The organism is Bacillus sp. VA15 (assembly GCF_055721145.1).
In genome coordinates, this window is record NZ_JBVQPQ010000006.1 from 81,829 (window position 1) to 104,815 (window position 22,987).

Here is a 22,987-nt window from a genome sequence, read left to right on the forward strand (position 1 = left end):
TGTGTATGGTGAACGAGTCCTAGGTATTTGATCTGTTACTAATAGTGTATCTGCTTTCGGCTTATTTTTCACCGAAAAGTATACAAAAAAGTCCTGCGTGACACCGCAAATCTAAATAGGTCCTTATGCTCAAAGGAATCACAACGAGAACGGGACTATCTTTCTATGCGGAAGAGCGTTAATATGTGCTGAAATTGAGAAAGATTCTTAATCTCCTTGATTTTAACGGGTTTCGCATTTTTACTAAGCAAGACTATAGTCCTTGGTACTGTATTTTCAAAAATGAATATGCGATTCTTGGCGTATCCTGACCGACAAACACCGAAAAAGACCGCAACGCTAAAGTTGTGGCCTTTTCGCTTTGTCATATTCGGCAATTAAGGATCTATACATATAGAAACATCCCTTTTGTGTGAGGTGCTCCCATGAGTTATCGTTATCCTTGGTTTTACGCCTATCCGTATGAGATTCGCCGCCCTCCAGCTTCTCCTGCCAATCCAGATGTCTTTATCCGTTCAGCGAGGGAGGCGTCAGGGCTGTTCGCCGATGCCCAGCTTGTTCTCAGTCGCATTGCGGGCTCGCGGGAGCTCTCGCACCGCATTCTGACCGCAGCCGAGCAGTCAGACAAACAATCTGTAAAGCGCCTAATCAAACAAATGGGCGTACGGCATGAAGTGGATACGGTCTTTAATCCCGACGGCATCTACATCACCCTCATCGGGACGCAAAGCCGAATGATTCTTGCTTTGCGGTGGTCAGAGGACCGCAATCATTTTGCGTCCATCAGATTATGACACCACTCCAGAGCTTCAAGGTAACATTCATACGCTTCTTCTTTATCCAGTTCTTTGCCTAATTCTGTGCAAGTGTCCCAGTTGTTGCTTTCAATTAATTTCACAAGCTCAAGCATTTGGTAATAGTCGTTTTGATGGCCTAATAACGCTTGCCCAACTTCATCTTTTAAAGGCAATTCTTGAATAATCTCCTCTATTTCTCGGTGCAGCAGGGTGTCTATGAGAGAAAACATTCCGATCAGCATATAAGACGCAGGCTGCGGCCGGGCTGTTTTTCTCGCCAGCAGCTCACAAAGCTTTGCTCTCATCAAAGAAATCTTAATGATCTCGTGCTTGCTGGAATGCCCTTTTCTGCTTAAATCCTTAAAGGAAAGAATGTATATCCATCGTTTGATTTCATTAAACCCAAGCAGCATAATGGCCTGTTGAATGCTTTCAATTTTCTGGCTCAAACGGCTGTGGGATGAGTTTAAAAATTTTAGGATTTGATAGGACAGTGATAAATCCCGCTCTATGTATTCGGTCACACGCTTTATGTTAGGCTGTTCTTTGCTCAATTCGTTAAGCAGTTCATAGTAAGAATAGAAATGAGTCGACAGATCATGCCCGCTGATGATGCGCGGTTCGCTGAAAAAGTAGCCCTGGAATAATTGAAAGCCGTCTTGTGCCGCTTGTTTATATTCTTTTCGGGTCTCTACTTTTTCCGCTAAAAAAATCAAGCCTCTGCAGCCGTAGGTTTGCAAAATTTTTCTGCGTTCCATTCGTGTTGTTTTGAGAAAATCAATTTTCAATATATCAATATAGCTCATGAGCTTTTCCAATAAGCCTTCATTTTGCGGGTTTATTGCATAAAAATCATCAAGTGCCAGCATATACCCCATTTTTTTCAGCTCTTTGCATCTTGAGATGAGGGCCGGCGTGATCGGTATATCTTCAAGGATTTCAATGACAAGCTGTTTCGGATTGAAGGAGGTAGGAAGGTTCGAAAACATCAGGCTTTCCGTAAAATTAACAAAACAGCGTTTCCCTTCCGTCAGCTTCTCAATTCCGATGTTTAAAAAGCTGTTGATTACTAAATCTGTTGTTGCCTGATCGCCGTCTTTCGCGCTATATACATTCTCTTCGCTTTCTCTATACAGCAGTTCATAAGCAACAACCTGTTCTTTTCTATTAAAAATAGGCTGTCTTGCAACAAACACCCTCATTGATTTATCCCCCTTACAATACGCGCAGCTTTCACCCTTAAGTATATCAAATAATTTGACGAAAATTGTCTAAACATGAAAAATAATATATTCAAAAAGAAAACTGGCCCTTCGCGAACGAAAGGCCAGTTTTCTTTATTCTTCCTCAAGCTCTTCATCAAGTCTGCTTTTCACTTCGTGAATCCGCTGCATTTTATTGCTCCAGCAGTCCTCGCTTAAATCTACCGGATATTCCTCCGGCTTGCTGATTCTCTTATATTCCTCCCACAGCAGGCTGAGGTTATCCTGCACATACTGCTGTATGTCTGAGATCTCAGGGTTTTGGTAGCAAAGAATGCCCTTTTCAAAAATCAGCTCATGAAGATCCTTCGCATAAAAATTCGTGACAAATTTGCTGATAAATGTATGAACCGGGTGGAACATTCTGAGCCGCTTCTGATCATTCACCTGCTCATCATATAGCGCAATATAGTCGCCTTCAGAATGATGATTGGACTGATTGATAATGCGGTACACTTTCTTTCTGCCCGGTGTTGTCACTTTTTCAGGATTGGACGAAATTTTGATTGTGTCGACCATTTTCCCGTCTTCTTCAATGGCAACGAGTTTGTAAACCGCGCCGAGAGCCGGCTGGTCATAGGCCGTGATCAGCTTCGTACCGACACCCCAGACATCAATGCGCGCTCCCTGAGCCTTTAAATTCATAATGGTATGCTCATCCAAATCGCTTGAAGCAATGACTTTCGCATCTGTAAATCCTGCTTCATCGAGCATTTTCCGGGCTTTTTTTGACAGGTACGCCAAATCGCCGCTGTCCAGGCGGATGCCGATGAAATTAATGCGGTCTCCGAATTCCTTGGCCACTCTAATCGCATTCGGCATGCCTGAGCGAAGCGTGTCATACGTGTCGACTAAGAAGACGCAATCCTTATGCGTTTCCGCGTATTTTTTGAAAGCTGTATATTCATCACGGTAAGCCTGCACAAGCGCATGCGCATGCGTGCCGGATACCGGGATATTAAAGCGCTTTCCGGCTCTTACATTGCTTGTCGCGCTGAATCCGCCGATTAAGGCTGCTCTCGCTCCCCACATGGCTGCATCCATTTCATGCGCCCGTCTTGTTCCGAATTCAAGTGCGACTTCATCGCCGATGACGCCTTTAATCCGGGCAGCCTTTGTTGCGATTAATGTTTGGTAGTTCACAATGTTGAGCAAAGCCGTTTCAATCAGCTGCGCTTCTACAAGGGGGGCTTCCACCCTCATAATCGGCTCATTGTTAAATACGAGCTCTCCTTCTTTCATGGAGTAAAGTGAACCTGTAAACGTTAAACCACGCAAATATTCAATAAAATCTTCATGATACCCGAGTTCTTCCTGTAAATAATTCAGGTCACTATCCGTGAACTTAAAATTTTCCAGGTATTCGATGGCTTTTTCTAAGCCCGCAAACACCGCATAACCATTTTCAAACGGAAGCCTTCTGAAAAAAAGCTCAAAAATGGCTTTCTTTTCATGAATGCCGTCTCTCCAGTAAGTTTCTGCCATATTGATTTGATAAAGGTCTGTATGTAATGACAGGCTGTCATCTTTAAATCCATACTCTAACACTGTTTTTCCCCTTCCTTACTCTGCCACTTGCGCTCCGATGCTGTTTGCAAAATGGGAAAGAGCCCACGTGTGCCCCTCCTGATTAAAGCTGGCAACAGCCTGTTTGTGCACAACAATCCGAAAACCTTTGTTGTAAGCGTCAACCGCTGTATGCAACACACAAATATCTGTGCAGACACCGGCAAGATGCAGTTCGTCAATCTGCCGCTCTCTGAGTTTGAGCTCTAAATCAGTTCCCGCAAAAGCAGAATATCTCGTTTTTTCCATGTAGTAAACATTTGGTTCATGTTCATGTTTCTGATATAGAGGCAAAAGCTTTCCGTACAGATCTTTTCCATCCGTGCCTTTAATATTATGCGGAGGAAAAAGACGGGTTTCAGGGTGATATTGATCCCCTTCATCATGAGAATCTACTGCTAATACGACGTAATCACCGTTTGTGATGAATTCTTCAGTCAAATTGACGATCGCCTCTTCAATCATTCTGCCGGGCTCCCCGCAGGTCAATTTTCCGTCACTCGCCACAAAATCATTCGTATAATCAATACAAATAAGTGCTTTTTTCATAGCCGGCCTCCCCGCCATCAGTATGAGAACATTATATCTTATCTCCAGTTGTAAGTGAATTGCCATGAATAAAAAGACAAACGGTCCGTTTGTCTCTTAAGGTTTCAGCACTGACCGGTTAAAAATGTCGTCCTGAATATATATCAATTCACGATTCACAGCGATGTCAGCCGCAATGACAAGGCCTAAAGGCGTATGAAACTGAAGATCTGATACGATCTTGAAGTGCACTCCGTTCCGGTTCGCCATTTGGATATAGGGAGAGTACGACTGATACTGAAGCTCTCCATTAATCAAAAGGGTTATGTTTTTGCTGTTTTTCAGCGCCTGCTCCGCTTCTTCATACGGTTTGCTTCTGAGCACCTGCCCTTTCGTCAATGCCAAAAGCACTCTTTCCCTTAATGAGCCTAAAAACAAATGGCGCTCGTCAGGCTTTGTCTCCAAGGGCCCGTACATTCCTTGCTGCAAATAGAGATCCATTTTTTCATCACTCAAAAGCTTGTCCTCCCGTCTTGTTTGTCTTCATTATCACCTGATCAGGCAGGAGCTAAACTTTCAAGGGCGGTTTACATTTCTGTTACCCAATGAATGATTTTTTTGGCCAGCTCACCAGCCGGTTCTTCCTCTGTATGCCGGCGCAAAGAAGCTTCCAGCCGTTCAGGCAGAGATGCTTTATCTTCTTCATAAGAAATGATCGTACTCCACTCCAGCTGCGGAACCGCTACTAACGTGCGCAGTTCTTTTCTGTTTTCATGCAGATACACGTCCGTGATCATTCCGGTTTGCGTATTGATATTCGCTTTTCTGATTTTCATAACATGACCTCTCTATTCAAAGACTACCCATATTATACAATAAAAAAGCAACAGCCTCTCCTGAAAAGGCTGTTACCCGTTAAACGAAACTGTTTCATCAATGATATCGGCATCTTTGAAAATCGTTTTACTGTGTTCATTATTGACCTTCATATAATCACCTAATTGAAACGCACCCGATCCTGCGCCTGTGTGATCAACGCTCTTTGGCGAAATCGCAAACACATCTCCAAAGCTGGCCGCTGCATCACCTGATATGGACATAATATAAATCGGACCTACAATCGCAGGCATTTCCCCACCTCCCGCATTGATTTACAGCATCATATGCAAAGAGGCGCAAATGGTGCCCGCCTATTCAGCGGACTTGGCGTTTTCTTCAAGGCGTGACCGCTGGCGCAGCTTGATCAAGCGGACAATATTCAGGAAGAATGCCTTCACTACCGCGTAGACCGGCACTGCTAAAATCATGCCGAGAATTCCGCCGAAGCTTCCAGCTCCGATCAACAGCAAAATAATCGTAAGCGGATGCGTATTCAGCCGCTTTCCGATCACGAGAGGAGACAGCAGGTTCCCGTCGAGCTGCTGAACGATGACAACCACAATAATCGCAAACAGTGCTTTGGCCGGAGAGTCCATAAAACCAACAATGACAGCCGGCGCAGCACCGAGGAAAGGCCCGACATAAGGAATGATATTGGTAATCGCCATGACAATCCCAAGAATTAAGGCATACGGCAGCCCGGCAATTAAGTAGCCGATAAAACACGCTGTTCCGACAAAAAGACAGATCAACAGCTGTCCCTGAAAATAAGCCGCAAGCGTATCGGATAAATCTTTAAAAATCTTTAAGCCTTCTGTCCGATAGGAAGCCGGAAGAATTTTTACCGCCAGATGCGGAAAGCGGTGTCCGTCTTTCAGCATATAAAAAAGGATAAATGGAACAGTGATAATAACAAGCGTGATGTTTGTCACGACACCAAACACCGCAGATAAACTGGACGTGATATTTTGCGGCAGGTTTTGGAGAAAGCTTGTCAACGACTGTTCAATTTTTGATATCGATACATAATCCTGATTCATCATCCAGGTAAACCATTGGGAATGGGACATATCTTTTGTGAGCGACTGAATCTGTTTTATATAATCAGGAAGATTGTTAAACAGCCCGGTCACTTGCGATGTTATGACAGGTCCGACTGACGCCGAAACGAAGGCCAGCAAACCGATAAATAGTAAATAGATCAATAGAATGGATAATGTCCGCGGAATTTTTTTCTCAAGCAGGCGGACGACCGGATTAAAAATGAAATACAAAATTCCCGCAATCAGCATCGGGAAAAACAATGTCGAGATAAAAACAATAAACGGCTGAAATACAAATGAAACCTTTGTTGCTACGTAAATAATCAGCAAAACAAATAAAATCTGCAATGTCCAAAAATGGACTTTTGATTTCAACAAGCTTTGTTCCTCCTAGTTTTTCTTTGTCTGTCAGATAAAAGGACTTATACCCCATCATTGTAACAAAAATGAACTCATATCAGAACTCTTAGTATAATGAAAGGAGTATTGATGATGCAGGCAGTCACATACGACAGAGATTCACTGGCTTATATCTATGTTCTTCCTCCAAAATAGAGCAGGAATGTACGGTCTGAGGAGCTTAGAGTCAATGATTGCATCCTGCTGGATATCAGCCAAGACGGCAAAATTGCCGGATTCGAATGTTTTGGTGAGGCAGCACTGCTCTGTGCCCCATTTGCCGGGAAATCCAGGCTATATGTAAAAGATTCAGATGGTTATCATTTTCGTGTCCGCCAGCATGCTTCAGTCCGTTCCTGCTATACAGTGTACGGCGTCACTTTTTGTTTTTCAGATGGTGACTATCAAGAATTTGCCGATTTTGACCTTGACGATACATTGTATCATAGTGCTTTTTTACAGCGCTTAACTGAAAAATAGGACGTCCCGGTGTACGCCTATTTTTCATGCGCAAGCACTGTTAAACCCGCTCACTATAATCTGGCGTAACGGTATCATGTGCTGCATTCTGATCAAACAAACAGAATTTCGGGCTCCTTCAATGGTGATATGGTCAGGTTTTACATCGATCAGTCTGCCTCTGACCGTATCTCGTACTGTCTGTATCACGAACCTTGAGCCGATGAGCTTTTTAATGGTCTGATAGACATAAGGATCGACTAAAGAGACCAGTTGCGGACTACCTTGGTTGACCATACTTCAATCCCCTTTTGATGTTTTATCTCAGTTTATGCCGCAATTATGGATAATGACACAGGCTTACCTGATAAAACCAGGAACGCGGGGATTTTAGGAGAATATGTTTGGAAGCGGGTGTAAAGGAAATGGTGATGAAGCGGAGACAGCGAAGAGAGCTGGCGCTGTTCCGTGAAAAAACGGGACTTATACAGGCTTTATCATGGATGCCTGGGCTTGGTCGATTAATCGGTCCAGCTTTTCTATTTTTTTACGTGCAGTTGAAGGATCGATTTGGCGGTAATGATGGTGGCCTCCCGGCTCTTCATCAAGTTCGTCCGCTTTTTTGACAATCTGCTGCAGCGTGTTTTTATCTAATTCGCCTTCAGGTAAATAGGAATCGGTATGAAGCAAAATGGCAAGGGCAATCTCTTTTGCCGCTTTCGGTTCCTCGCCAAGCCGAATCAGAAGCTTATGAGCCCGTTCCGCCCCTTTAATGGCATGAATGTCATTTCTTTTGTATTTCTCATAATCCCACTTTCCGTCTGTATACCATTCATAATGGCCGATGTCATGCAGCAGCGCCGCTTTTGCAGCTAAATCAGGGTTGATGTCAGCCTTTATAGACAGCCTGTACGCATGGTAAGCGCAGGCAATCGCATGTGCCACGCCGGAACGCTGTAGATATTTTTGTGCAATTGGATGGGTGAAAACATCCATTAATGTAACCTTTCTCATGGAAACCCCTCCTTTAGATATTTTTAGAATCCTAACATAATTTGCAGAGAAACTCAATTCTTATGTCACATCATTTTGTCTTCTAATCATCATTGTTATACCCTAAAAGCAGAGTTTCAGTCAGTATATGCGGCTGTTCAACAGAATGCGAGGGCGATTGACTTTTTTATAAAAAAAAGAGCAGAAAATGTCTGCTCTACAAAAACTCTTTAATATCGTAAATGCGTCCGTTTTCTGTCCCTGTTTCTAATAAAGAAAGCAGTGTGCCGGCAATAAAGGACGGACTGCGAAGGCTTCCTGTTTCATTTAATTTCTGGAAACGTTCAATGTCGTGGAAATCCTTTTTCGATGAAGAACGGATGACAGCTTGCATCTCAGTGTCCATAACACCTGGTGAGAAAGAAATCATGTTCACTGGCAGTTCTTCATCTTCTTGTTCAAATCCGAATGTCCTCGTAAACATGTCGAGTCCGGCTTTTGAGCTGCAATACGCGCTCCATCCCTTATATGGATTTTTGGCGGCGCCTGACGTGATGTTGACAACCGTCTTTTTGCCGCTGTATAAAGCAAACCGTTTTGTAAACAGCTGACTCAAAAGGACGGGCGCAGTCAGGTTCAGCTGATAATGGCGCTGAAGCTCGTCAAGAGACGCTTCGCCGGCGCGTTTGATCGGCGTTACCATTCCGGCGTTATTGATCAGGATAATACCTGAATAACGATCTGGATTAATGGATGAAAGCAATGTTTCAAATTGCTGTTCAGTTTCTGCGAGATTGATGAGGTTTATTTGATGCTGCGTCAGTTTTTCGTGAGAGACATCCGCTTTCGTTCTGGATAAGGCATGGACTTCATGACCCTTCTCTAAAGCCTGTAATGCAATGGCTTCACCCAGTCCTTTTGACGCTCCGGTGATGATATAAAGTTCCATTGGAAACCTCCTCCTTCCATTCCTATTGTACGGTACCGCTTTTGCACAACACAAGCACAGGGCCTATGCCTTTTTGTTCTCCTGCGCTGTGACTTTTGGGATGAGAAACACAATGCCTGCAATTCCGAGCAGGATCAGCACAACATACATAATCGGAAGCAGCAATGAAGATGTTTCTTGTCCTTCTTCTGTTTCCGTGGATGACGTCTTTGTCATTGGTTTTTCAGCAAACGTAATCCCGAGCTGTTTCGACTGGGCCGCAATCGTGTTGGATTCCTCGGTATTTGTTGATGTAAACAAATCTTTTATCAGCTCGGCGTCCTTGTCCTCGGGCTTATCAAAAGTGATATCCTTCTGTTCCTCAGGCAGTTCTGTTTTCTCTTCATAGTAGGTATCTTCATGCAAATAATTCGTATCAATTTCGATGTCTTTTTTCTCATACTGGTTTGGCGCGACATCTGTGTTTTCCTCGGTTTCGGCTGCTACGGCAGAGGGTATGAAAAGGGAAAAGGAGAGCATACAAATCATGATCCCCTTTTCCATGATGCGATTACGCTTCATACGTTTCATCGCTTTCTGCTGTGTGTTCGGCCATCATCCGGATGATCAGCGGCAGAGCCGCGGCAATCACCGTAATGATCAGCAGAACCGTTATTCCCATTGTAAACAAGTGTCCTGTACCGTACTGGATGTCGATATATACTTTCGAAACCGGATCTTCAAATGTAAAGTTCGGCATAATCAAATCAATAAGCGGTGCGACGTAGAATAGAATCATTGCCGCTGAAGCAACCCATCCAGGGATCGACCCGAATCTGAATGCTGTCCGGATGAAGGCAGAGCTTGCGACTAGCAATAGAATCGTAAACACCGACCACTTAATCGTCTGATCGTCCGGCAATGAATAAATATTCAAACCGAACAAGCTGATCATGAGTCCGACAAGGATATTCAGAATTCCGAATAGCGCTCCTTTGACGAGAAGCGGCGCGTTTTGGTAATACGAGCTGAAATAGCCGATTAACAGACTGCTGATCAATACAATGACAAGGATGACAACCGGCGGCACCGTCTGAGTTTTTTCTTCCGGTACCTCTCCGCTGATTTTAAGCGGATTCGCCAAGTAATCATATACATAGCTGTTGTTTTGCCCGTCTACTAATGTATTTCCGAGTATGCCGTATACGTCATTGCGCACGAGTTTCGTGGAAGCGACATTTTTCCCCCAGTTGTTGTTTAAGGTGTCAGCTTTCGCCTGAACATCATTGACGCTTTGCTGCATATTCGTCGTGTAATCAATAATGCCTGACTGGCGATCAGACAATGACCCCATCATGTCTGACATTTGCAGCACTTCCTGGCCGACCGTATCTTGGACACTCAATGCCATTGTGCCAGACAGCCCGTCGTTACTGAACGTCGCAGCTTCTTGCGTTGTACCTGTTACTAGCTGTTCTGACGCTTTTGCGGCACTTTCAGAGATTTTCGTCAGTTCGTCAAGAACACCTGCTTGAGAGTCACGGATGAAGCCGCTGTAGTCCTCCGTAAATTTGGTCATGCCGTCGATGAAGCTGTTAATGTCTTCATCGGTTTGCATCGTGTTGTTTTTCAGATCTTCCCAGCTGGCTGTTTCTGCAGGTGAGAGAGCCAGGACTGATTTGACGTTGCCCTGCTGGTCTTTAATTGCATTGGTTTTCGCAGCGCTGTCTATCGTTCCGGATAATACAGAGTCATAAACAGATAGATATTTATAGTATTTCATTAAAGCGTTAATGTTCTCTGTATTGATTTCTCCTTGAAATTCTTTTTGATATTGTAGCTGGTCTTTATTTTCTAGCTCCCGAATCATTTTATAAATGCCACTATTATACACCTGTTCATGCATATCTTTTAACTGATCTTCTAAATCATTTACTTGTTTCTTCAATTTAAGTATTTCATCATCTAGGTTGTCTATTTTCTCTTGCAATTCTTTTAATTTCTTATCTAGCTCTTCATTATGGGCAGTTTCTTTTTCTTTGAGCTCTTCTTCAATTTGCTTGATTCGCTCAGACGCTTTGCTGAGCTGTTCTTTTGCTTTGGCGATATCAGAAATCTCATCGTTTCCTGTTTGACCTTCGTCCTCAGGCTGAGTCGCGCCACCGTCGCCTCCAGTATCTCCTGAATCTCCGGTTCCGCCTTCATTTGCCAGCTTGATAAATTGAAGGGCTGAGTCAGATGAAGCAGTCTGTTCGGCAGATGTACCCGTTTCGGTTTGTCCGCTGTCTGACTCACCATTAGAGGCATCGCCGTTCTGCTCCTGACCGCCTGTTCCCTGCTGCTGGTCTTGATCCTGAGTATCGCCGTCCGTTTGTCCGTCAGTCCCGTTATCACTGCTGTTATTGTCTTCTCCAGAATTATCATTTTGATCATTTGGAATCGTCCCGTCTCCATCATTATTTCCGGAATTTGTATCCGGCTCTGGAGTAGGGTCCTCTTTTTCAGGCTCCTTCAGATTGTCTGAGATATCCTGAATATCAGCAGCGATGTTTTTCAGTTCTTCACGCTGTTTTTCAAGATCAATTTTCAGTTCTTCAGGATCTTCTTCTTTTGGGTCTTTATCTTGATCATTGTTGTCAGAGCCATCATCTTTGACTGGATCGTCCCCTTTCGCAACTGTCAGTGCCTTACGCGCTGGGACAAGCAGTTCATAAACCTGATTTAATGCTGTCTGTTTTGATGCGACCTGGTATTGATTAATTAAATCGCTTTGTATCTTCGCCATACCAAGTTCCTGCTGAGGCACTTGACCCTCCCTAAGTTGCTGGGCATTTGCCAACACTGTACTTGTTTGTGCAAGCTGTGTTTTCGCTTGGCTGATCCCAGTTACCAGTCCGCTCATGCGTTCGCTGAACTGATTTGCCTTTTGCTGTGCTGCGATTGCATCCAGACCTGTCTGGATTTGCTGCTGAGTTGAATCCTGGGCTGCCAAAAGCAGTTTTTTCTGATTTTCTTGATATTCTTTGTATCTTTCAACGGTATCAATGAATTCTTTCAGCGTGTTTTTGGCTTCCTCCGCTGTTGAAGCTTTTTCTTTTGTCGTACCCTGCGCTTCGTTCATTGATTTCTTCAGCTCATCGATTAAGTCTTTTTGCTGTTTGATTTCACCTGCTAAATCATTAGAGCTTGGTTTGTAAAAGTTGTACATGACATTCTGGAATTCAGATTCTTTATTGACGATTTTGTCAAATTCTCCTCTGATGTTGTCCACTTTTTGTGAAACAAAGTTCCAGTATAAGGCCGACATTTTTTTGTTCATTGTCTTTTGCGCATCCTCAAGCTCACGCTGAACTTTTTCTTTGTTGACCGCATTCAGGTTATCTTGAATGCTGAATTCGAGCGTTGCTTTTTGAGGATGATCTTTGTCATAGCTCAAAATGTTTTTTGAGAAATCTGAGGGAATGTAGACGATCGCATCGTATTTCTTTGATGCGAGACCAGTCTCGGCCGCGCTTCGGTTTACGACCGTCCATGAATAATTAGGACGTTCACCCAGAAAGGCCGCTACTTCCTTGCCGAACTGGGCGGATTTGTCCTCTTCATCAGATTTTACCTCATCACTCAATACGCCTGTGTCTTCATTCACCACCGCGATTTGCCGCGTGGAATTGACTGCTTTCTTCGTCGGATCGTCTCCGATAAAGCGGAAAAACAAAACCGGCAGTAGCAAAATGATGATGACGGCGGATATTAACTTGATCAAGCTTTTTCGTTGTTCTGTCATCTAGCACTCTCCCTTTCAGCAGAACATAAAGGAATTTGAACTTTTTGCTCCTTCCCGTTTTCCACAACATATCCGAAGCCCGGCTGAATCTCAGGCTCTTGTCTTTGGTACGGGAGAGGAATGACATTTTGCTCAGATTTTTTCATCAGCAGAATTGCGTGGCGGATCTGCTTCATCTCTGTCGTCAAGGAGTCATAGCCTTTTGAGAATTCGCTGTGATTTCCGCCCGGGATAAAGCTGAACCCAAGATGCGCGTATGATTTCATGAAGTTTGCGAGACGGTCTTGTATTCTCGTATCAATCGTCTGCTGGAATCTCGTAATCCCGTCAATCATCAGCACCACTTGTGAGAATCGCAGATTTTGCGCGTCTCCCTGGCGGACGGCTTCTACATACATGGCTTCTCTTGTTTTGAAAATGTCTTCTGCTGCTTCGATCCACTGCTCAATATCTTCTTTCGTTTCCAAATATGAGACATCCGATTCCTTCGCATATTGGGATAATCCGCGGTCAATCGAGTCAAACAGGCCAATCATTTCGGTTTCATCATCAATCAGATGTTCAAGCATTACTTTTAAGACGTTTGTTTTCCCGCGCTGGGTCTGGCCTAAAATCAGGCAGTGCTTGTGCTTGCCTAAATCAAAATAGACTGGGCTGACTGTTTCTTCATGAAGCCCGATCGGTACAGATAAAGGCTTGCGTTCCAGCTTGAAGCGGAGAGAAAATTCTCTCGTCGACAGGCTCTCAGGCAGCATTGGAATTGGTGCGGGCTGCTCCATTGAAGCAAAGCGCTCCTGAAGATGCTGAACGTCTGATTTCAGTCCGTTGAACATGCTGATATCATCGTCCGCGTCAACAGGCAGGAACATTTGCGCGAAATAAAGCTCTTCCTTTTGAATGATGACGCGCCCCGGAATCGGTTCAAGATTGAACTTCGGCCGCCCGTAAATGGAATATCCCTCAGATTGATCCATGAGATAATGGACAACCTTAGTTTTCAGGTTATTTAATAATGACTGGCGGACCGCATTAACCCGCGTCGCTGTCAGCATGAAGTAGATGCCTAAGCTCTGCCCGTCTCTGGAAAGCTGGACAAATTCCGATTCAAGCTCATGCATCTCATCCTTGACAATGTCAAAGTTGTCAATGGTGATGAAAATGAACGGAAGCTCTTCTTCGCTCAGCGCATTGTACATTTTGATGTGGCTGATTTCTTTTTCCCTGAACAGACGTTTACGGCGGTCAATTTCTTCTTTGATTCGAATCATGAACTTTTCGATTTTTCTTGATTGGTCCATCAGGAAGTAATCCGCGGTATGCGGGAGCTTCGCTAATGGCAGAAGCGTTCCGTTTCCGAAATCAAAGATATAGACATGAAGCTCTTCTGGTTTGTATACGTCCGCAAAGCTCATCAGGAACGTTGCAGCTGTAATGGATTTTCCATAGCCGGAAGAGCCGAATATGCCGATATTTCCGTCTTCCATCATCTTATAAGCAATCGGCGCCTGTCTTTGCAGATCAGGTTCATCGACATACGCGAAGTGGAAATGGTCTTTTTCCTCTGAAGGGAAAAGAGTGCGCGGGATACGTTCCGCGAGCGGCGGCAGCCAAGGGCTTGACAGCTTCTCGATTCCCATTTCATCTTGGATACGTTCAATTTCGTCAACTACAGCTTCGATTTCTGTTTGAACGTCTTTTTTCGCGATGTCTTCGGTATCCACTTCAGAAAGCGGGATCAGACCCGTATCCGTGACGATCGCAATTTCATCCTCTGTTCCGTAGACTTCCTCTAAGTAAGGAGCCCCGCTCCAGGCGGATTGGAACAGCTCATACACTTCATTGTTTCCGACCTGCAAATACCCGCGTCCTGTCACGGTAATGTTTGCGGCATCGCTGTTTTTCAAAATTTCTTTACTGTCGGTGGCATCCTGAACCTTCAGCGCTACTTTAAAGCGTGAGTTACTCCAGATCTGGTCGTCAATGATGCCGCCCGGCTTCTGTGTCGCCAAAATCAAATGAACGCCGAGGCTTCGCCCAATACGCGCGGCGCTGACAAGCTCCCTGATAAAATCAGGCTCCTCGCTTTTCAGCTCGGCGAACTCATCAGAAATTAAGAACAAGTGAGGCATCGCCACTTCTGCTTTCCCCTGCTTGTACAGCTTTGTATAGTCATTGATGTGATTGACTTGATATTGGTCAAACAGGCGCTGCCTTTTTTTCAGCTCACTTTTAATGGAAGCAAGCGCACGCATACTGAAGTTTTTGCTGCCTTCAATATTTGTGATCGTGCCGAGCAGGTGAGGAATGTTGCGAAACGGCTGCGCCATCCCCCCGCCCTTATAGTCAATTAATAAGAAAGCCGCTTCATGCGGGTGAAAATGCACCGCAAGTGACAGGATGTAGGTCTGGAGAAATTCACTTTTCCCTGACCCCGTTGTCCCCGCAAGCAACCCGTGCGGACCGTGGGCTTTTTCGTGAAGGTTCAGATACACAATGTCATCTTTTCCTTTATAGCCGATCGGCACTGACAGCGACTTCGACGATTCACTCGTCAGCCATCTTTGCTGAATGCCGATTTCTTTTACTTCCTTGGCATGGAAAAGCTCCAGGAACGATACCGTTTCCGGAATGGAATTTGTAATGCCGACCTGGTGATTCAGCGTCCGCAGTGTGCGTGAGAACCGTTCATTGTCCCCGCGTTGATGATGATCAAGGCGGAACGGAATTCTTACCGCTTTTTTCTTCTGTATTAAAATGTCGCCTTCATGCTCATTGATGTAGCGGACAAGAGTCGTAATGTTTTCCGACAAGCTTTCCTTTGTTTCCGCAGCGACAATTGTAGAGATGCCCAGATGCTCATGCTGTCCTTCTAAATATTCGAGAATGACGTGCTCTGAGATCAGCTGCTGGTTCGTGATGACAAATACAAAATGCGGTTTGAACTGCAGTTTTTCTTTGTCATCTTCAAGATCGCGCTCTCTGATCAATTCATAAAGTGAAGACAGGAGCTGATCTCGGGTTTGCTCATTATATATAAACCCTTTCGCATAAATATGGGGCATTTGAAATTGCGGAAGCCACTTCATCCACTCCCAGTCTTTATACTCTTCTTCATGAAAAATAAAAACGAAACGCAGATCGTGATAGCTGTTAAAGAACGACAGCTGTCCGATCAGCTGGTGAATCTCATTTTTCACAATTTGTGATTTACCGACAAGTCCCATCGGACCTTCCGCCAAATCGACCGTAACCGGCGCATTGCCGATATCCTTATAAACACGCTGCATGTGCTGCGATTTTTCCATGAGGTCATCAATATCACGATTGGCCAAGTCTCCGCCGCTCATGTTGATTTCATAACTTGAAGGGACTGTTCCCGTCCCCAGCCGCAGCTGGAGATAATCCTTGCTTTCTAGTGATTTTTCCCAGATCCGGTCGCTGATTTCACTTGTTAAGTATTTCATTTGTTCGAACGAAGGGAAGTGAAATTCAAGTACCTGCTTTTGCTTTTCAGCTAACGCCTGAAGCTCTTTCCGCTTATTGTCTAGGTAAAGCTTATACACGCGTTCCCGTTTTTCCTCGCGTTTTTTCCGCTGGTTTTTATCCCGGAAATATTGTACCGTCGAGGTAATAAGGGTCATCATAAACATCGCCAGAGAAACGAGTATGAATATGCCGCGCGGCTGGATTAGTGCGACGACGCCCATCACGATCAGCATGACAAGCGGCGGAAGAATGACGAGCCACAGCCCTCTGTTGGTTTGATCGCTCTCCTGAGAGGGAAAACTGAAAGAAACGCGGTCATCCGGCAAATCGTACACCATCCGCGGCGTTCTTCTGTATTGCGGGTATTTTTTCTGCATCTCTGTGCTCGGTTTGACCGTTTCTGTTAATGCTGTTTCAAAAGGTGCAACATGAACAATTTCTAAAAGGTCTTGTTCCGTCACTCTCATTTGCGTAAAGTTCCAGAAAATTTCATCCCCCGGCTGGAGCGGTGTATGGGCGATGATCCTCTCTCCGTTCAAGAAGATCGTCCCGCTTTCAGGATGAACCGACCAGCTTTCGCCGACACGAAGCATAGAAAACGTGCTTTGATCTGCAAAAGCAAAATCTTGCGGATTCAAATAAATATCTGCATTTGTTTTTTCTGAAGAGCATATGATTTCATCCCGATTCCCCGTAAAATAAACGGATTTCTCAGGCTCACTGCCCATCAAGATCAAGCGTATACCCTGCTGATCCGTTTGGAGAGTAAATGATGTATCAGGCTCAATCGTACCGAGACAATCATTTCCCAGGAAAACTTCGTATTGGCCGCCGGATTCCTTTCTTTGAAGAGAAATCACTCCGCTTTCAAACGGAATGGTGCCGATCGTCACGGAATCCTTCACATCAGGCCCTATGGTCACCGGATGGGACGACGGGAGGTCAGACAATTTCAGTTTTTGAACGTTATTTTGGTAAAAAACCCATAATAGACTCAAATGGCGAACCCCCTAACGGCCGAATGGCAGCATGCGATGACCTGCGCTTCATGTCTCACGTTATTTGTCATCTTTTTTCTCATCTTTCTTTTCTGTTTCTTTTTCTTTCTTCGCTTGTTCTTCTTTTTTCGCTTTTTCCTCGGCTGCGGCTTTTTCTTCTGCCGCTTTCTCTTCAGCTTGTTGTTTTTCTTCGGTTGTATCAGTTGTTGAAGACTCAGTATTCGATTCTTTTTTCTGTTCAGCGTTAGCTTTATTCACTTTATCAAGTTCGCTGTCTACAGAATCAAGTTCTTTTTGAGTTGCTTCATCATTACTATCCTCAGCTAAGAGCTGCTGTTTATATTTATAAAGGCCAAGCCAAATGTATGGGTTATACTCGAGCTTATGTCCAATACTGATCGCTTCTTTATAATCCCCTCTACCAATATCAATCCAATAAAGGAAATGCTGCGGTTCAGATTGCAATGTCACTAGCTTCTCAATATTATCCCGTTGATAATCTAAAAGCTGTTTTTCAACTTCCACATAGGAATAAGCAAGCTGATACTGCACCGATTCAGGCAGGCTTTCCGCATCGTACTTAGACAGTGTGCTGATAACTTCACTGTACTGCTTATTTAGGAAAGCACGGTTGCTGTCCACTATCGCCTGGTGCTTTGGCTGTGCGAAAAATAATGAGTACATCGAATAAATAAGGGCGGGCACAAGCAAAACAATGAGCCCCAGGCCGATATATCGCTGGATGTTCCATTTCTTTCTCGGGATATGTATGTATGTTTTCGCTTTGGCTTCGAGCTCATCGATATGGGTTTGAATCAGCTCGAGCAGGTCATCATAGGACGCCGCATCCAATATCGCCTTAGCCTCTGCGGAGAACGTCAGCGTTTCATTAAATTTCAGGTAGTCTTCAAAATCAAAAGCGCCGTCAACTGCCAAAGCCGCTGCCGCTTTCAGCTCCCTCCACACTCTTTCCTCATCCTGCTCGTAAGGAGGAATGCTTTCTTTTACTCCATAATGGAGAAAATAAGGCGTTAGGCCTTTATCGAATACAATGTTTTCAGGAGCGACAATCAAATTCAGCCTTGACAGATTGTGCTGCTGTACAGCTTGAACAAGCTGATAGGCAAACTGCCATTTGCTTTTTTTATCTTTAGCTTTCATTACGCGGAATGCTTTATAGGAGGGAGGAGGTTGGATTGTGATGATCACTTCATCATCCGTCACATCGATCTCTTTATGAAAAAATGGATTTACATCTTTGATCACGTTGGCTTCGAGACCGTCCAGAAGCTTTATTTTTTCCCGCTGAAAGGTAAATGTATAGCCGGCATCTGTTTTCTCGGCAACGGCTTCTAATTGGTTTTCTAAATATGATTTTTGTTTACCTGACATTCAACCAGATCCTTTCATAATATTTCAAGCCGGTCTCCGTTTGTAATGCCGCAATCTGATAGCTTGCATTCTCCGGAAAACACCGTATCCTTATTAACCACTCTGATCCAGTGCCCTTCGCGCGGAGGTATAGCTACGCTTTGAGCCTGCCAAGCAATATCAATTACTTTTTTCACCGGGTGGTAATCTGACAATCTGAGATCAAAGACACTGCCATTATAATGTTTCAAATCTATTGTAATATCAATATACATTTTAGGATCACCCTTACATAGAAAGAGCGCCGTCTTCTCGTGAATCAGGCGCTCCTTCCCTTTCATACTGTTATCCGCGGATTTGATTTGCGATGTCTTGGTCAGTAGACTCAAGTGTATTTGCTGTTTGATCAAGCTGCTGATTCACATCTTGAAGCAAATCTGACATTTTGATAAATGAAGGTTTGAGCTGCTCGTATTGATCTGCGAACGCTTCGCTTGAAGCACCTTCCCACATGCTTTTCAAATCAGAGATCATGCGATTTAAACGATCGACCTGATTTAATACTTCTTGGCTTTCAACGCCGTATTGCTTCGCCATCGCTCTTAGCTCTTCGGGTGTGACACGAATTAATCCTGCCATATTCCTCATTACCTCCTGTGCCATCAGCCTAAATATGGGCTAATTCACTTATTTTTAGAACGTCATTATTATAAAAACAGTTTTTCGGTACAGTCAAACAAATATGTTTTAATTTTACAAAATGAGTCCAATGGTTTATCCCGAATCACTTAAAAATGACATATATTGTTAAACAAGTAGGTTTATTTTCTTAATCTTCTCTTCATTCTCCGAATAATCCAAAAGACCCAAATGATTCACCAACTCCCAAAAAAAACCTTTCAGAAAATTTGATGCTACAGCACCATTTCTGAAAGGTTCAGTTTTTTCTTTCCTTAATCAGTCTTGCCCCCCGATGACTTTCTTAGAAGAATAATAGGATAAGTTTCGTATCATTTAAGGCATACAACTGTACTGTAAAAAGGCGAATGCACTGCCAATCATATATTAAGACGTTGCTCTCAATATGCCATGTACTTGTTTTTTTGGCTTCCGCTCTTTGTTGTTGATTTTCCCAAACAACAACAATCATAATAAAAGGAAGGGGATGAGATGTCAAAGAGAAATCAAGCATGAAAAGTAGGGAGATTTATGACCATGCCGAATGATCCGTTTAAATACAGTTTTGACAGACTTGAAGATGTAGCTGATCATATCAGCGACGTTCTGCGGTGCCCGATCACCATAGAGGATGTTAACCACAAGCTGCTTGCCTACAGCACACACAGTGACTGCACAGATCCTGCCCGAACGTCTACAATCATTGGCAGAAGAGTACCCGAGAAGGTCATTAACAAGTTGTGGAAAGATGGGACGATTCCAGCTCTTTTAAAAACGGACCAGCCGATCAGAGTAAAGCAAATAGATGAAGTCGGACTAAGCAATCGCGTTGCAATTTCCATTTGGAAAAACAACCAAGTGCTTGGCTTCATATGGGCGCTTGAGATCCAAAAAACATTGTCTGACGATGATCTGATGACATTGCAAATGGCGGCAAAAGCAGTGAGAAACAAGCTTCTCAAACTCCAAATCAGAAAAACGAAAAATGAAGAACGCAGCCAAGAATTTTTCTGGAAAATGCTGACCGGACACATTCATCAGGAGCATGACATGGCGGATGGCTTCCACAAGCTTGGAATGGCCGCCCCTTCTGAGTTTTCCGTTATGATCATCCGGATAAACGGCGAGCTGACTGAAAAAATCGAACAGCAGCTGCAATATTTGCAGGAAACGACCCAGCAGGTTCACGTGCTGCTGACAACCGTAGATTCCAATGAACTCATTATTTTAACCGCCCCTAAAACAGATCACCCTTTTCAAGATTTAAAGCAGTTTGCTTTAAGTACGCAAAAACAGCTGAAAGAACGTTATAAAATAGAAGACGTTTCTATCGCTTTTGGCGGAATATACCATTCTATTTCTTTTGTCTCCCGCTCCTATCAGGAGGCATTGTCTGTCTTAAAAGCAAAGGAACGTTTCGCAGAAGAGACAAAACATCTTTTCAGTTTTTCTGAGTTAGGCATTTATCAATACTTGGATATCTTAGATGAAAAACGGAAACAGACTGGATATTTTAACTATTCGCTTTCCAAACTGGAACAGTATGATCGAGATCACCAGTCAAATATGGTAGAAACGCTAGAGCGTTTTATTGAAGCAGACAGCAACGTGAATACAGCCTCCAAGATATTAAATATACACGTTAATACGTTGAATTACCGTCTCAAGCGTATCAGCCAGATTGCTGAAATCGATTTAAAAAATGTGAATCAAAAATTCACCATCTATTTAGATATCAAGCTTCGGCACATGGATTTGTGAAATTTCACAAATCCATGTTTTTTTATTTTCTTTTTCAAACAAAGAATTTTCTTAAGAATCAAGCTACACTAAAAACATCACAGATACAGGAGGAGACAGATATGATCATAGGGGTTCCTAAAGAGATAAAAAACAATGAAAACCGTGTCGCACTAACACCTGGAGGCGTTTCTCAGCTCATTTCAAACGGCCACCGGGTGCTGGTTGAAACAGGCGCGGGCCTTGGAAGCGGATTTGAAAATGAAGCCTATGAGTCAGCAGGAGCGGAAATCATCGCTGACCCGAAACAGGTGTGGGACGCCGAAATGGTCATGAAGGTAAAGGAACCGCTGCCGGAAGAATATGTCTACTTCCGCGAAGGGCTTGTGCTGTTTACGTACCTTCATTTAGCAGCTGAGCCTAAGCTTACACAAGCCTTGAAAGATAAAGGAGTTACGGCGATCGCATATGAAACGGTTAGTCAGGGCCGGACATTGCCGCTTCTGACGCCGATGTCAGAGGTTGCAGGCAGAATGGCAGCGCAAATCGGAGCTCAATTTTTAGAGAAACCTAAAGGCGGAAAAGGCATTCTGCTTGCCGGAGTGCCAGGCGTTTCTCGCGGAAAAGTAACGATTATCGGAGGAGGCGTAGTCGGCACAAACGCAGCGAAAATGGCTGTCGGCCTCGGGGCGGACGTGACCATCATCGACTTAAACGCAGACCGCCTGCGCCAGCTTGATGACATCTTCGGCCATCAGATTAAAACGTTAATTTCTAATCCGGTCAATATTGCAGATGCTGTGGCGGAAGCGGATCTTCTCATTTGCGCGGTCTTAATTCCGGGGGCTAAAGCTCCGACTCTTGTCACTGAGGAAATGGTAAAACAAATGAAACCGGGTTCAGTGATTGTCGATGTTGCGATCGACCAAGGCGGCATCGTCGAAACTGTCGACCATATTACTACACATGATCAGCCGACATATGAAAAACACGGCGTTGTCCACTACGCTGTGGCGAACATGCCGGGCGCTGTCCCTCGTACATCAACAATCGCCCTGACTAACGTTACTGTTCCATACGCGCTGCAAATCGCTAACAAAGGGGCAGCAAAAGCGCTCGCAGACAATGCGGCACTGAAAGCTGGTTTAAACACAGCAAACGGACACGTGACCTATGAAGCTGTGGCAAAGGATTTAGGATATGAGTATGTTCCTGCCGAGAAAGCTTTAGAGGATGAGTCATCTGTGGCAGGTGCTTAATGACATTGAGCTTGCAGAAAGATTTCTGCAGGCTTTTTTTATTTTTCAAAAGGAAAAAAGAGACCATTTCACGAACTAAAACGATGAAACTTGATCATAAAGGAGGATTCATATGGCTGTTCAGCAATATGGCGTGTTAAAAGGCATTGTCTTAGATATGAAGCGGGAAACTGATGATGACAGTCCTCATTTCCAAGTCAAAGTACTCGGTGAAGAGAATACGTATTACAGGTGCGCCATCAATGTGATGTCCAGTTCCGAGGAATCTGAAGTATTGTATTTGGCTGACGATCAGTTTGATTCAAGCTCAATTACCATCCTTCCGAACATGCCGTATGGATATACAAAGATCAATGAGGCAAACCGTGAAGTGGCGCTGGATTATGTGCGGGGCAATTTGTTTGACCCGGGAGAAATGAAGCCTTTGCCGCATGAAATCACGGGGCCTGATAATGATTTAAATGACTTTATTGAGACGTATATGAAGAAAGCGCAAGAAGAGAAAGCACCAGTTTATATATTCGGTTCAAAATTTGGGCCGGAACAGGCTGCAGATAAAATATTCGGTTTTACCCCGACCAACGGCATGCACAATATCCATATGAATCAAGGGAATGCAATGGATAGCCGCTGGAAAAAAGACAACGGCTCTTGGCATGACGGAGGCATTCTGATTCAATTCGCCGATCAGTGGGCCGCTGTGTTTTTAGCGTTTTTATCCCAATCTTGGTGTACGGATGAAAACGGAAACCCAGTCAGAGATTGTGATCATACCCAAACGTCTGCGTAAGATAGAAAAAGAGACTGCGGCAAGCAG

At 44.1% G+C, this 22,987-nt stretch carries 20 protein-coding genes and 2 pseudogenes; 6 read left to right on the forward strand and 16 right to left on the reverse strand.

Going from position 1 to position 22,987, the window contains the following annotated elements:
- Positions 1-185: 185 nt before the first annotated feature.
- Both AC0DBE_RS15615 and AC0DBE_RS15620 read left to right on the forward strand, forming a co-directional pair.
- Positions 186-311, forward strand: coding sequence for a hypothetical protein (locus tag AC0DBE_RS15615; RefSeq protein WP_014114985.1), 126 nt, complete (start codon positions 186-188; stop codon positions 309-311).
- A gap of 114 nt (positions 312-425) precedes the next feature.
- Positions 426-794, forward strand: coding sequence for a YuzC family spore coat inner layer protein (locus AC0DBE_RS15620; protein ID WP_014114986.1), 369 nt, complete (start codon positions 426-428; stop codon positions 792-794).
- On the opposite strand, the gene pdeH is transcribed toward AC0DBE_RS15620, so the two are convergent.
- The 7 genes from pdeH to AC0DBE_RS15655 all read right to left on the reverse strand — a co-directional run bounded on the left by pdeH (position 770) and on the right by AC0DBE_RS15655 (position 6,453).
- Positions 770-1,999 carry a cyclic di-GMP phosphodiesterase gene (gene pdeH, locus AC0DBE_RS15625; RefSeq protein ID WP_014114987.1) on the reverse strand — a complete coding sequence of 410 codons (1,230 nt, stop codon included), beginning with the start codon at positions 1,997-1,999 and terminating at the stop codon, positions 770-772. The genes AC0DBE_RS15620 and pdeH overlap by 25 nt on opposite strands.
- Before the next feature lie 135 nt (positions 2,000-2,134).
- A complete protein-coding gene (locus tag AC0DBE_RS15630; RefSeq protein ID WP_014114988.1) occupies positions 2,135-3,607 on the reverse strand; it encodes a nicotinate phosphoribosyltransferase in 1,473 nt (490 codons plus the stop codon).
- Positions 3,608-3,622: 15 nt separating this feature from the next.
- Entirely contained in the window at positions 3,623-4,174 is a 552-nt protein-coding gene (locus AC0DBE_RS15635) for a cysteine hydrolase family protein (RefSeq protein ID WP_003220692.1), read from the reverse strand.
- A 96-nt stretch (positions 4,175-4,270) separates the two neighbouring features.
- Positions 4,271-4,669 (reverse strand): YueI family protein, encoded by a 399-nt coding sequence (locus tag AC0DBE_RS15640; RefSeq protein ID WP_014114990.1) that lies wholly within the window; start codon positions 4,667-4,669, stop codon positions 4,271-4,273.
- A gap of 71 nt (positions 4,670-4,740) precedes the next feature.
- Positions 4,741-4,989, reverse strand: a complete 249-nt coding sequence (locus AC0DBE_RS15645; protein ID WP_014114991.1) for a YueH family protein — start codon at positions 4,987-4,989, stop codon at positions 4,741-4,743.
- 72 nt (positions 4,990-5,061) lie between these two features.
- Positions 5,062-5,283 carry a spore germination protein gene (locus AC0DBE_RS15650; protein WP_014114992.1) on the reverse strand — a complete coding sequence of 74 codons (222 nt, stop codon included), beginning with the start codon at positions 5,281-5,283 and terminating at the stop codon, positions 5,062-5,064.
- A 60-nt stretch (positions 5,284-5,343) separates the two neighbouring features.
- Positions 5,344-6,453 (reverse strand): AI-2E family transporter, encoded by a 1,110-nt coding sequence (locus AC0DBE_RS15655; RefSeq protein WP_014114993.1) that lies wholly within the window; start codon positions 6,451-6,453, stop codon positions 5,344-5,346.
- A gap of 114 nt (positions 6,454-6,567) precedes the next feature.
- On the opposite strand from AC0DBE_RS15655, the pseudogene AC0DBE_RS15660 reads away from it, so the two are divergent.
- A pseudogene (locus AC0DBE_RS15660) lies at positions 6,568-6,954 on the forward strand (DUF2283 domain-containing protein).
- Between the two features lie 40 nt (positions 6,955-6,994).
- Here the strand turns inward: AC0DBE_RS15660 and AC0DBE_RS15665 are convergent.
- From AC0DBE_RS15665 to AC0DBE_RS15705, 9 genes and pseudogenes are all read right to left on the reverse strand, one after another.
- Positions 6,995-7,230, reverse strand: a pseudogene (locus tag AC0DBE_RS15665) (YuzF family protein).
- Positions 7,231-7,416: 186 nt separating this feature from the next.
- Positions 7,417-7,947 carry an HD domain-containing protein gene (locus AC0DBE_RS15670; protein WP_014114996.1) on the reverse strand — a complete coding sequence of 177 codons (531 nt, stop codon included), beginning with the start codon at positions 7,945-7,947 and terminating at the stop codon, positions 7,417-7,419.
- Positions 7,948-8,143: 196 nt separating this feature from the next.
- The gene (locus AC0DBE_RS15675) at positions 8,144-8,875 is read right to left on the reverse strand and encodes a (S)-benzoin forming benzil reductase (protein WP_326201015.1); all 732 of its coding nucleotides are present in this window, start codon (positions 8,873-8,875) and stop codon (positions 8,144-8,146) included.
- Between the two features lie 63 nt (positions 8,876-8,938).
- Entirely contained in the window at positions 8,939-9,394 is a 456-nt protein-coding gene (gene essA, locus AC0DBE_RS15680) for a type VII secretion protein EssA (protein ID WP_326201215.1), read from the reverse strand.
- Between the two features lie 31 nt (positions 9,395-9,425).
- A complete protein-coding gene (esaA, locus tag AC0DBE_RS15685) occupies positions 9,426-12,638 on the reverse strand; it encodes a type VII secretion protein EsaA (RefSeq protein ID WP_472962806.1) in 3,213 nt (1,070 codons plus the stop codon).
- A complete protein-coding gene (gene essC, locus AC0DBE_RS15690; RefSeq protein WP_472962808.1) occupies positions 12,635-17,122 on the reverse strand; it encodes a type VII secretion protein EssC in 4,488 nt (1,495 codons plus the stop codon). The genes esaA and essC overlap by 4 nt, the downstream gene beginning before the upstream one ends.
- 60 nt (positions 17,123-17,182) lie before the next feature.
- On the reverse strand, positions 17,183-18,514 hold the full coding sequence (essB, locus tag AC0DBE_RS15695) for a type VII secretion protein EssB (RefSeq protein ID WP_372401947.1): 1,332 nt from the start codon (positions 18,512-18,514) through the stop codon (positions 17,183-17,185).
- A gap of 14 nt (positions 18,515-18,528) precedes the next feature.
- Positions 18,529-18,768, reverse strand: a complete 240-nt coding sequence (gene yukD / locus AC0DBE_RS15700) for an ESX secretion system protein YukD (protein ID WP_010329928.1) — start codon at positions 18,766-18,768, stop codon at positions 18,529-18,531.
- Positions 18,769-18,838: 70 nt separating this feature from the next.
- Positions 18,839-19,132 carry a WXG100 family type VII secretion target gene (locus tag AC0DBE_RS15705; RefSeq protein ID WP_003220661.1) on the reverse strand — a complete coding sequence of 98 codons (294 nt, stop codon included), beginning with the start codon at positions 19,130-19,132 and terminating at the stop codon, positions 18,839-18,841.
- Positions 19,133-19,702: 570 nt separating this feature from the next.
- On the opposite strand from AC0DBE_RS15705, the gene adeR reads away from it, so the two are divergent.
- From adeR to AC0DBE_RS15720, 3 genes are all read left to right on the forward strand, one after another.
- Complete coding sequence (gene adeR / locus AC0DBE_RS15710) at positions 19,703-20,932, forward strand: sporulation transcriptional activator AdeR (protein ID WP_053407036.1); 1,230 nt, start codon at positions 19,703-19,705, stop codon at positions 20,930-20,932.
- Between the two features lie 101 nt (positions 20,933-21,033).
- Positions 21,034-22,170 (forward strand): alanine dehydrogenase, encoded by a 1,137-nt coding sequence (gene ald, locus AC0DBE_RS15715; RefSeq protein WP_072565208.1) that lies wholly within the window; start codon positions 21,034-21,036, stop codon positions 22,168-22,170.
- 112 nt (positions 22,171-22,282) lie between these two features.
- Positions 22,283-22,960, forward strand: a complete 678-nt coding sequence (locus tag AC0DBE_RS15720; RefSeq protein ID WP_072182278.1) for a YukJ family protein — start codon at positions 22,283-22,285, stop codon at positions 22,958-22,960.
- Positions 22,961-22,987 lie beyond the last annotated feature (27 nt).

What these genes read in the sequence shown, in the direction of transcription:
- AC0DBE_RS15620 (WP_014114986.1), top strand. Translation starts at nt 426, where the DNA reads ATGAGTTATCGTTATCCTTGGTTTTACGCCTATCCGTATGAGATTCGC.
- pdeH (WP_014114987.1), bottom strand. Translation starts at nt 1,999, where the DNA reads ATGAGGGTGTTTGTTGCAAGACAGCCTATTTTTAATAGAAAAGAACAG.
- AC0DBE_RS15635 (WP_003220692.1), bottom strand. Translation starts at nt 4,174, where the DNA reads ATGAAAAAAGCACTTATTTGTATTGATTATACGAATGATTTTGTGGCG.
- AC0DBE_RS15645 (WP_014114991.1), bottom strand. Translation starts at nt 4,989, where the DNA reads ATGAAAATCAGAAAAGCGAATATCAATACGCAAACCGGAATGATCACG.
- AC0DBE_RS15650 (WP_014114992.1), bottom strand. Translation starts at nt 5,283, where the DNA reads ATGCCTGCGATTGTAGGTCCGATTTATATTATGTCCATATCAGGTGAT.
- AC0DBE_RS15670 (WP_014114996.1), bottom strand. Translation starts at nt 7,947, where the DNA reads ATGAGAAAGGTTACATTAATGGATGTTTTCACCCATCCAATTGCACAA.
- AC0DBE_RS15675 (WP_326201015.1), bottom strand. Translation starts at nt 8,875, where the DNA reads ATGGAACTTTATATCATCACCGGAGCGTCAAAAGGACTGGGTGAAGCC.
- essA (WP_326201215.1), bottom strand. Translation starts at nt 9,394, where the DNA reads ATGCTCTCCTTTTCCCTTTTCATACCCTCTGCCGTAGCAGCCGAAACC.
- esaA (WP_472962806.1), bottom strand. Translation starts at nt 12,638, where the DNA reads ATGACAGAACAACGAAAAAGCTTGATCAAGTTAATATCCGCCGTCATC.
- essB (WP_372401947.1), bottom strand. Translation starts at nt 18,514, where the DNA reads ATGTCAGGTAAACAAAAATCATATTTAGAAAACCAATTAGAAGCCGTT.
- yukD (WP_010329928.1), bottom strand. Translation starts at nt 18,768, where the DNA reads ATGTATATTGATATTACAATAGATTTGAAACATTATAATGGCAGTGTC.
- AC0DBE_RS15705 (WP_003220661.1), bottom strand. Translation starts at nt 19,132, where the DNA reads ATGGCAGGATTAATTCGTGTCACACCCGAAGAGCTAAGAGCGATGGCG.
- adeR (WP_053407036.1), top strand. Translation starts at nt 19,703, where the DNA reads ATGACCATGCCGAATGATCCGTTTAAATACAGTTTTGACAGACTTGAA.
- ald (WP_072565208.1), top strand. Translation starts at nt 21,034, where the DNA reads ATGATCATAGGGGTTCCTAAAGAGATAAAAAACAATGAAAACCGTGTC.
- AC0DBE_RS15720 (WP_072182278.1), top strand. Translation starts at nt 22,283, where the DNA reads ATGGCTGTTCAGCAATATGGCGTGTTAAAAGGCATTGTCTTAGATATG.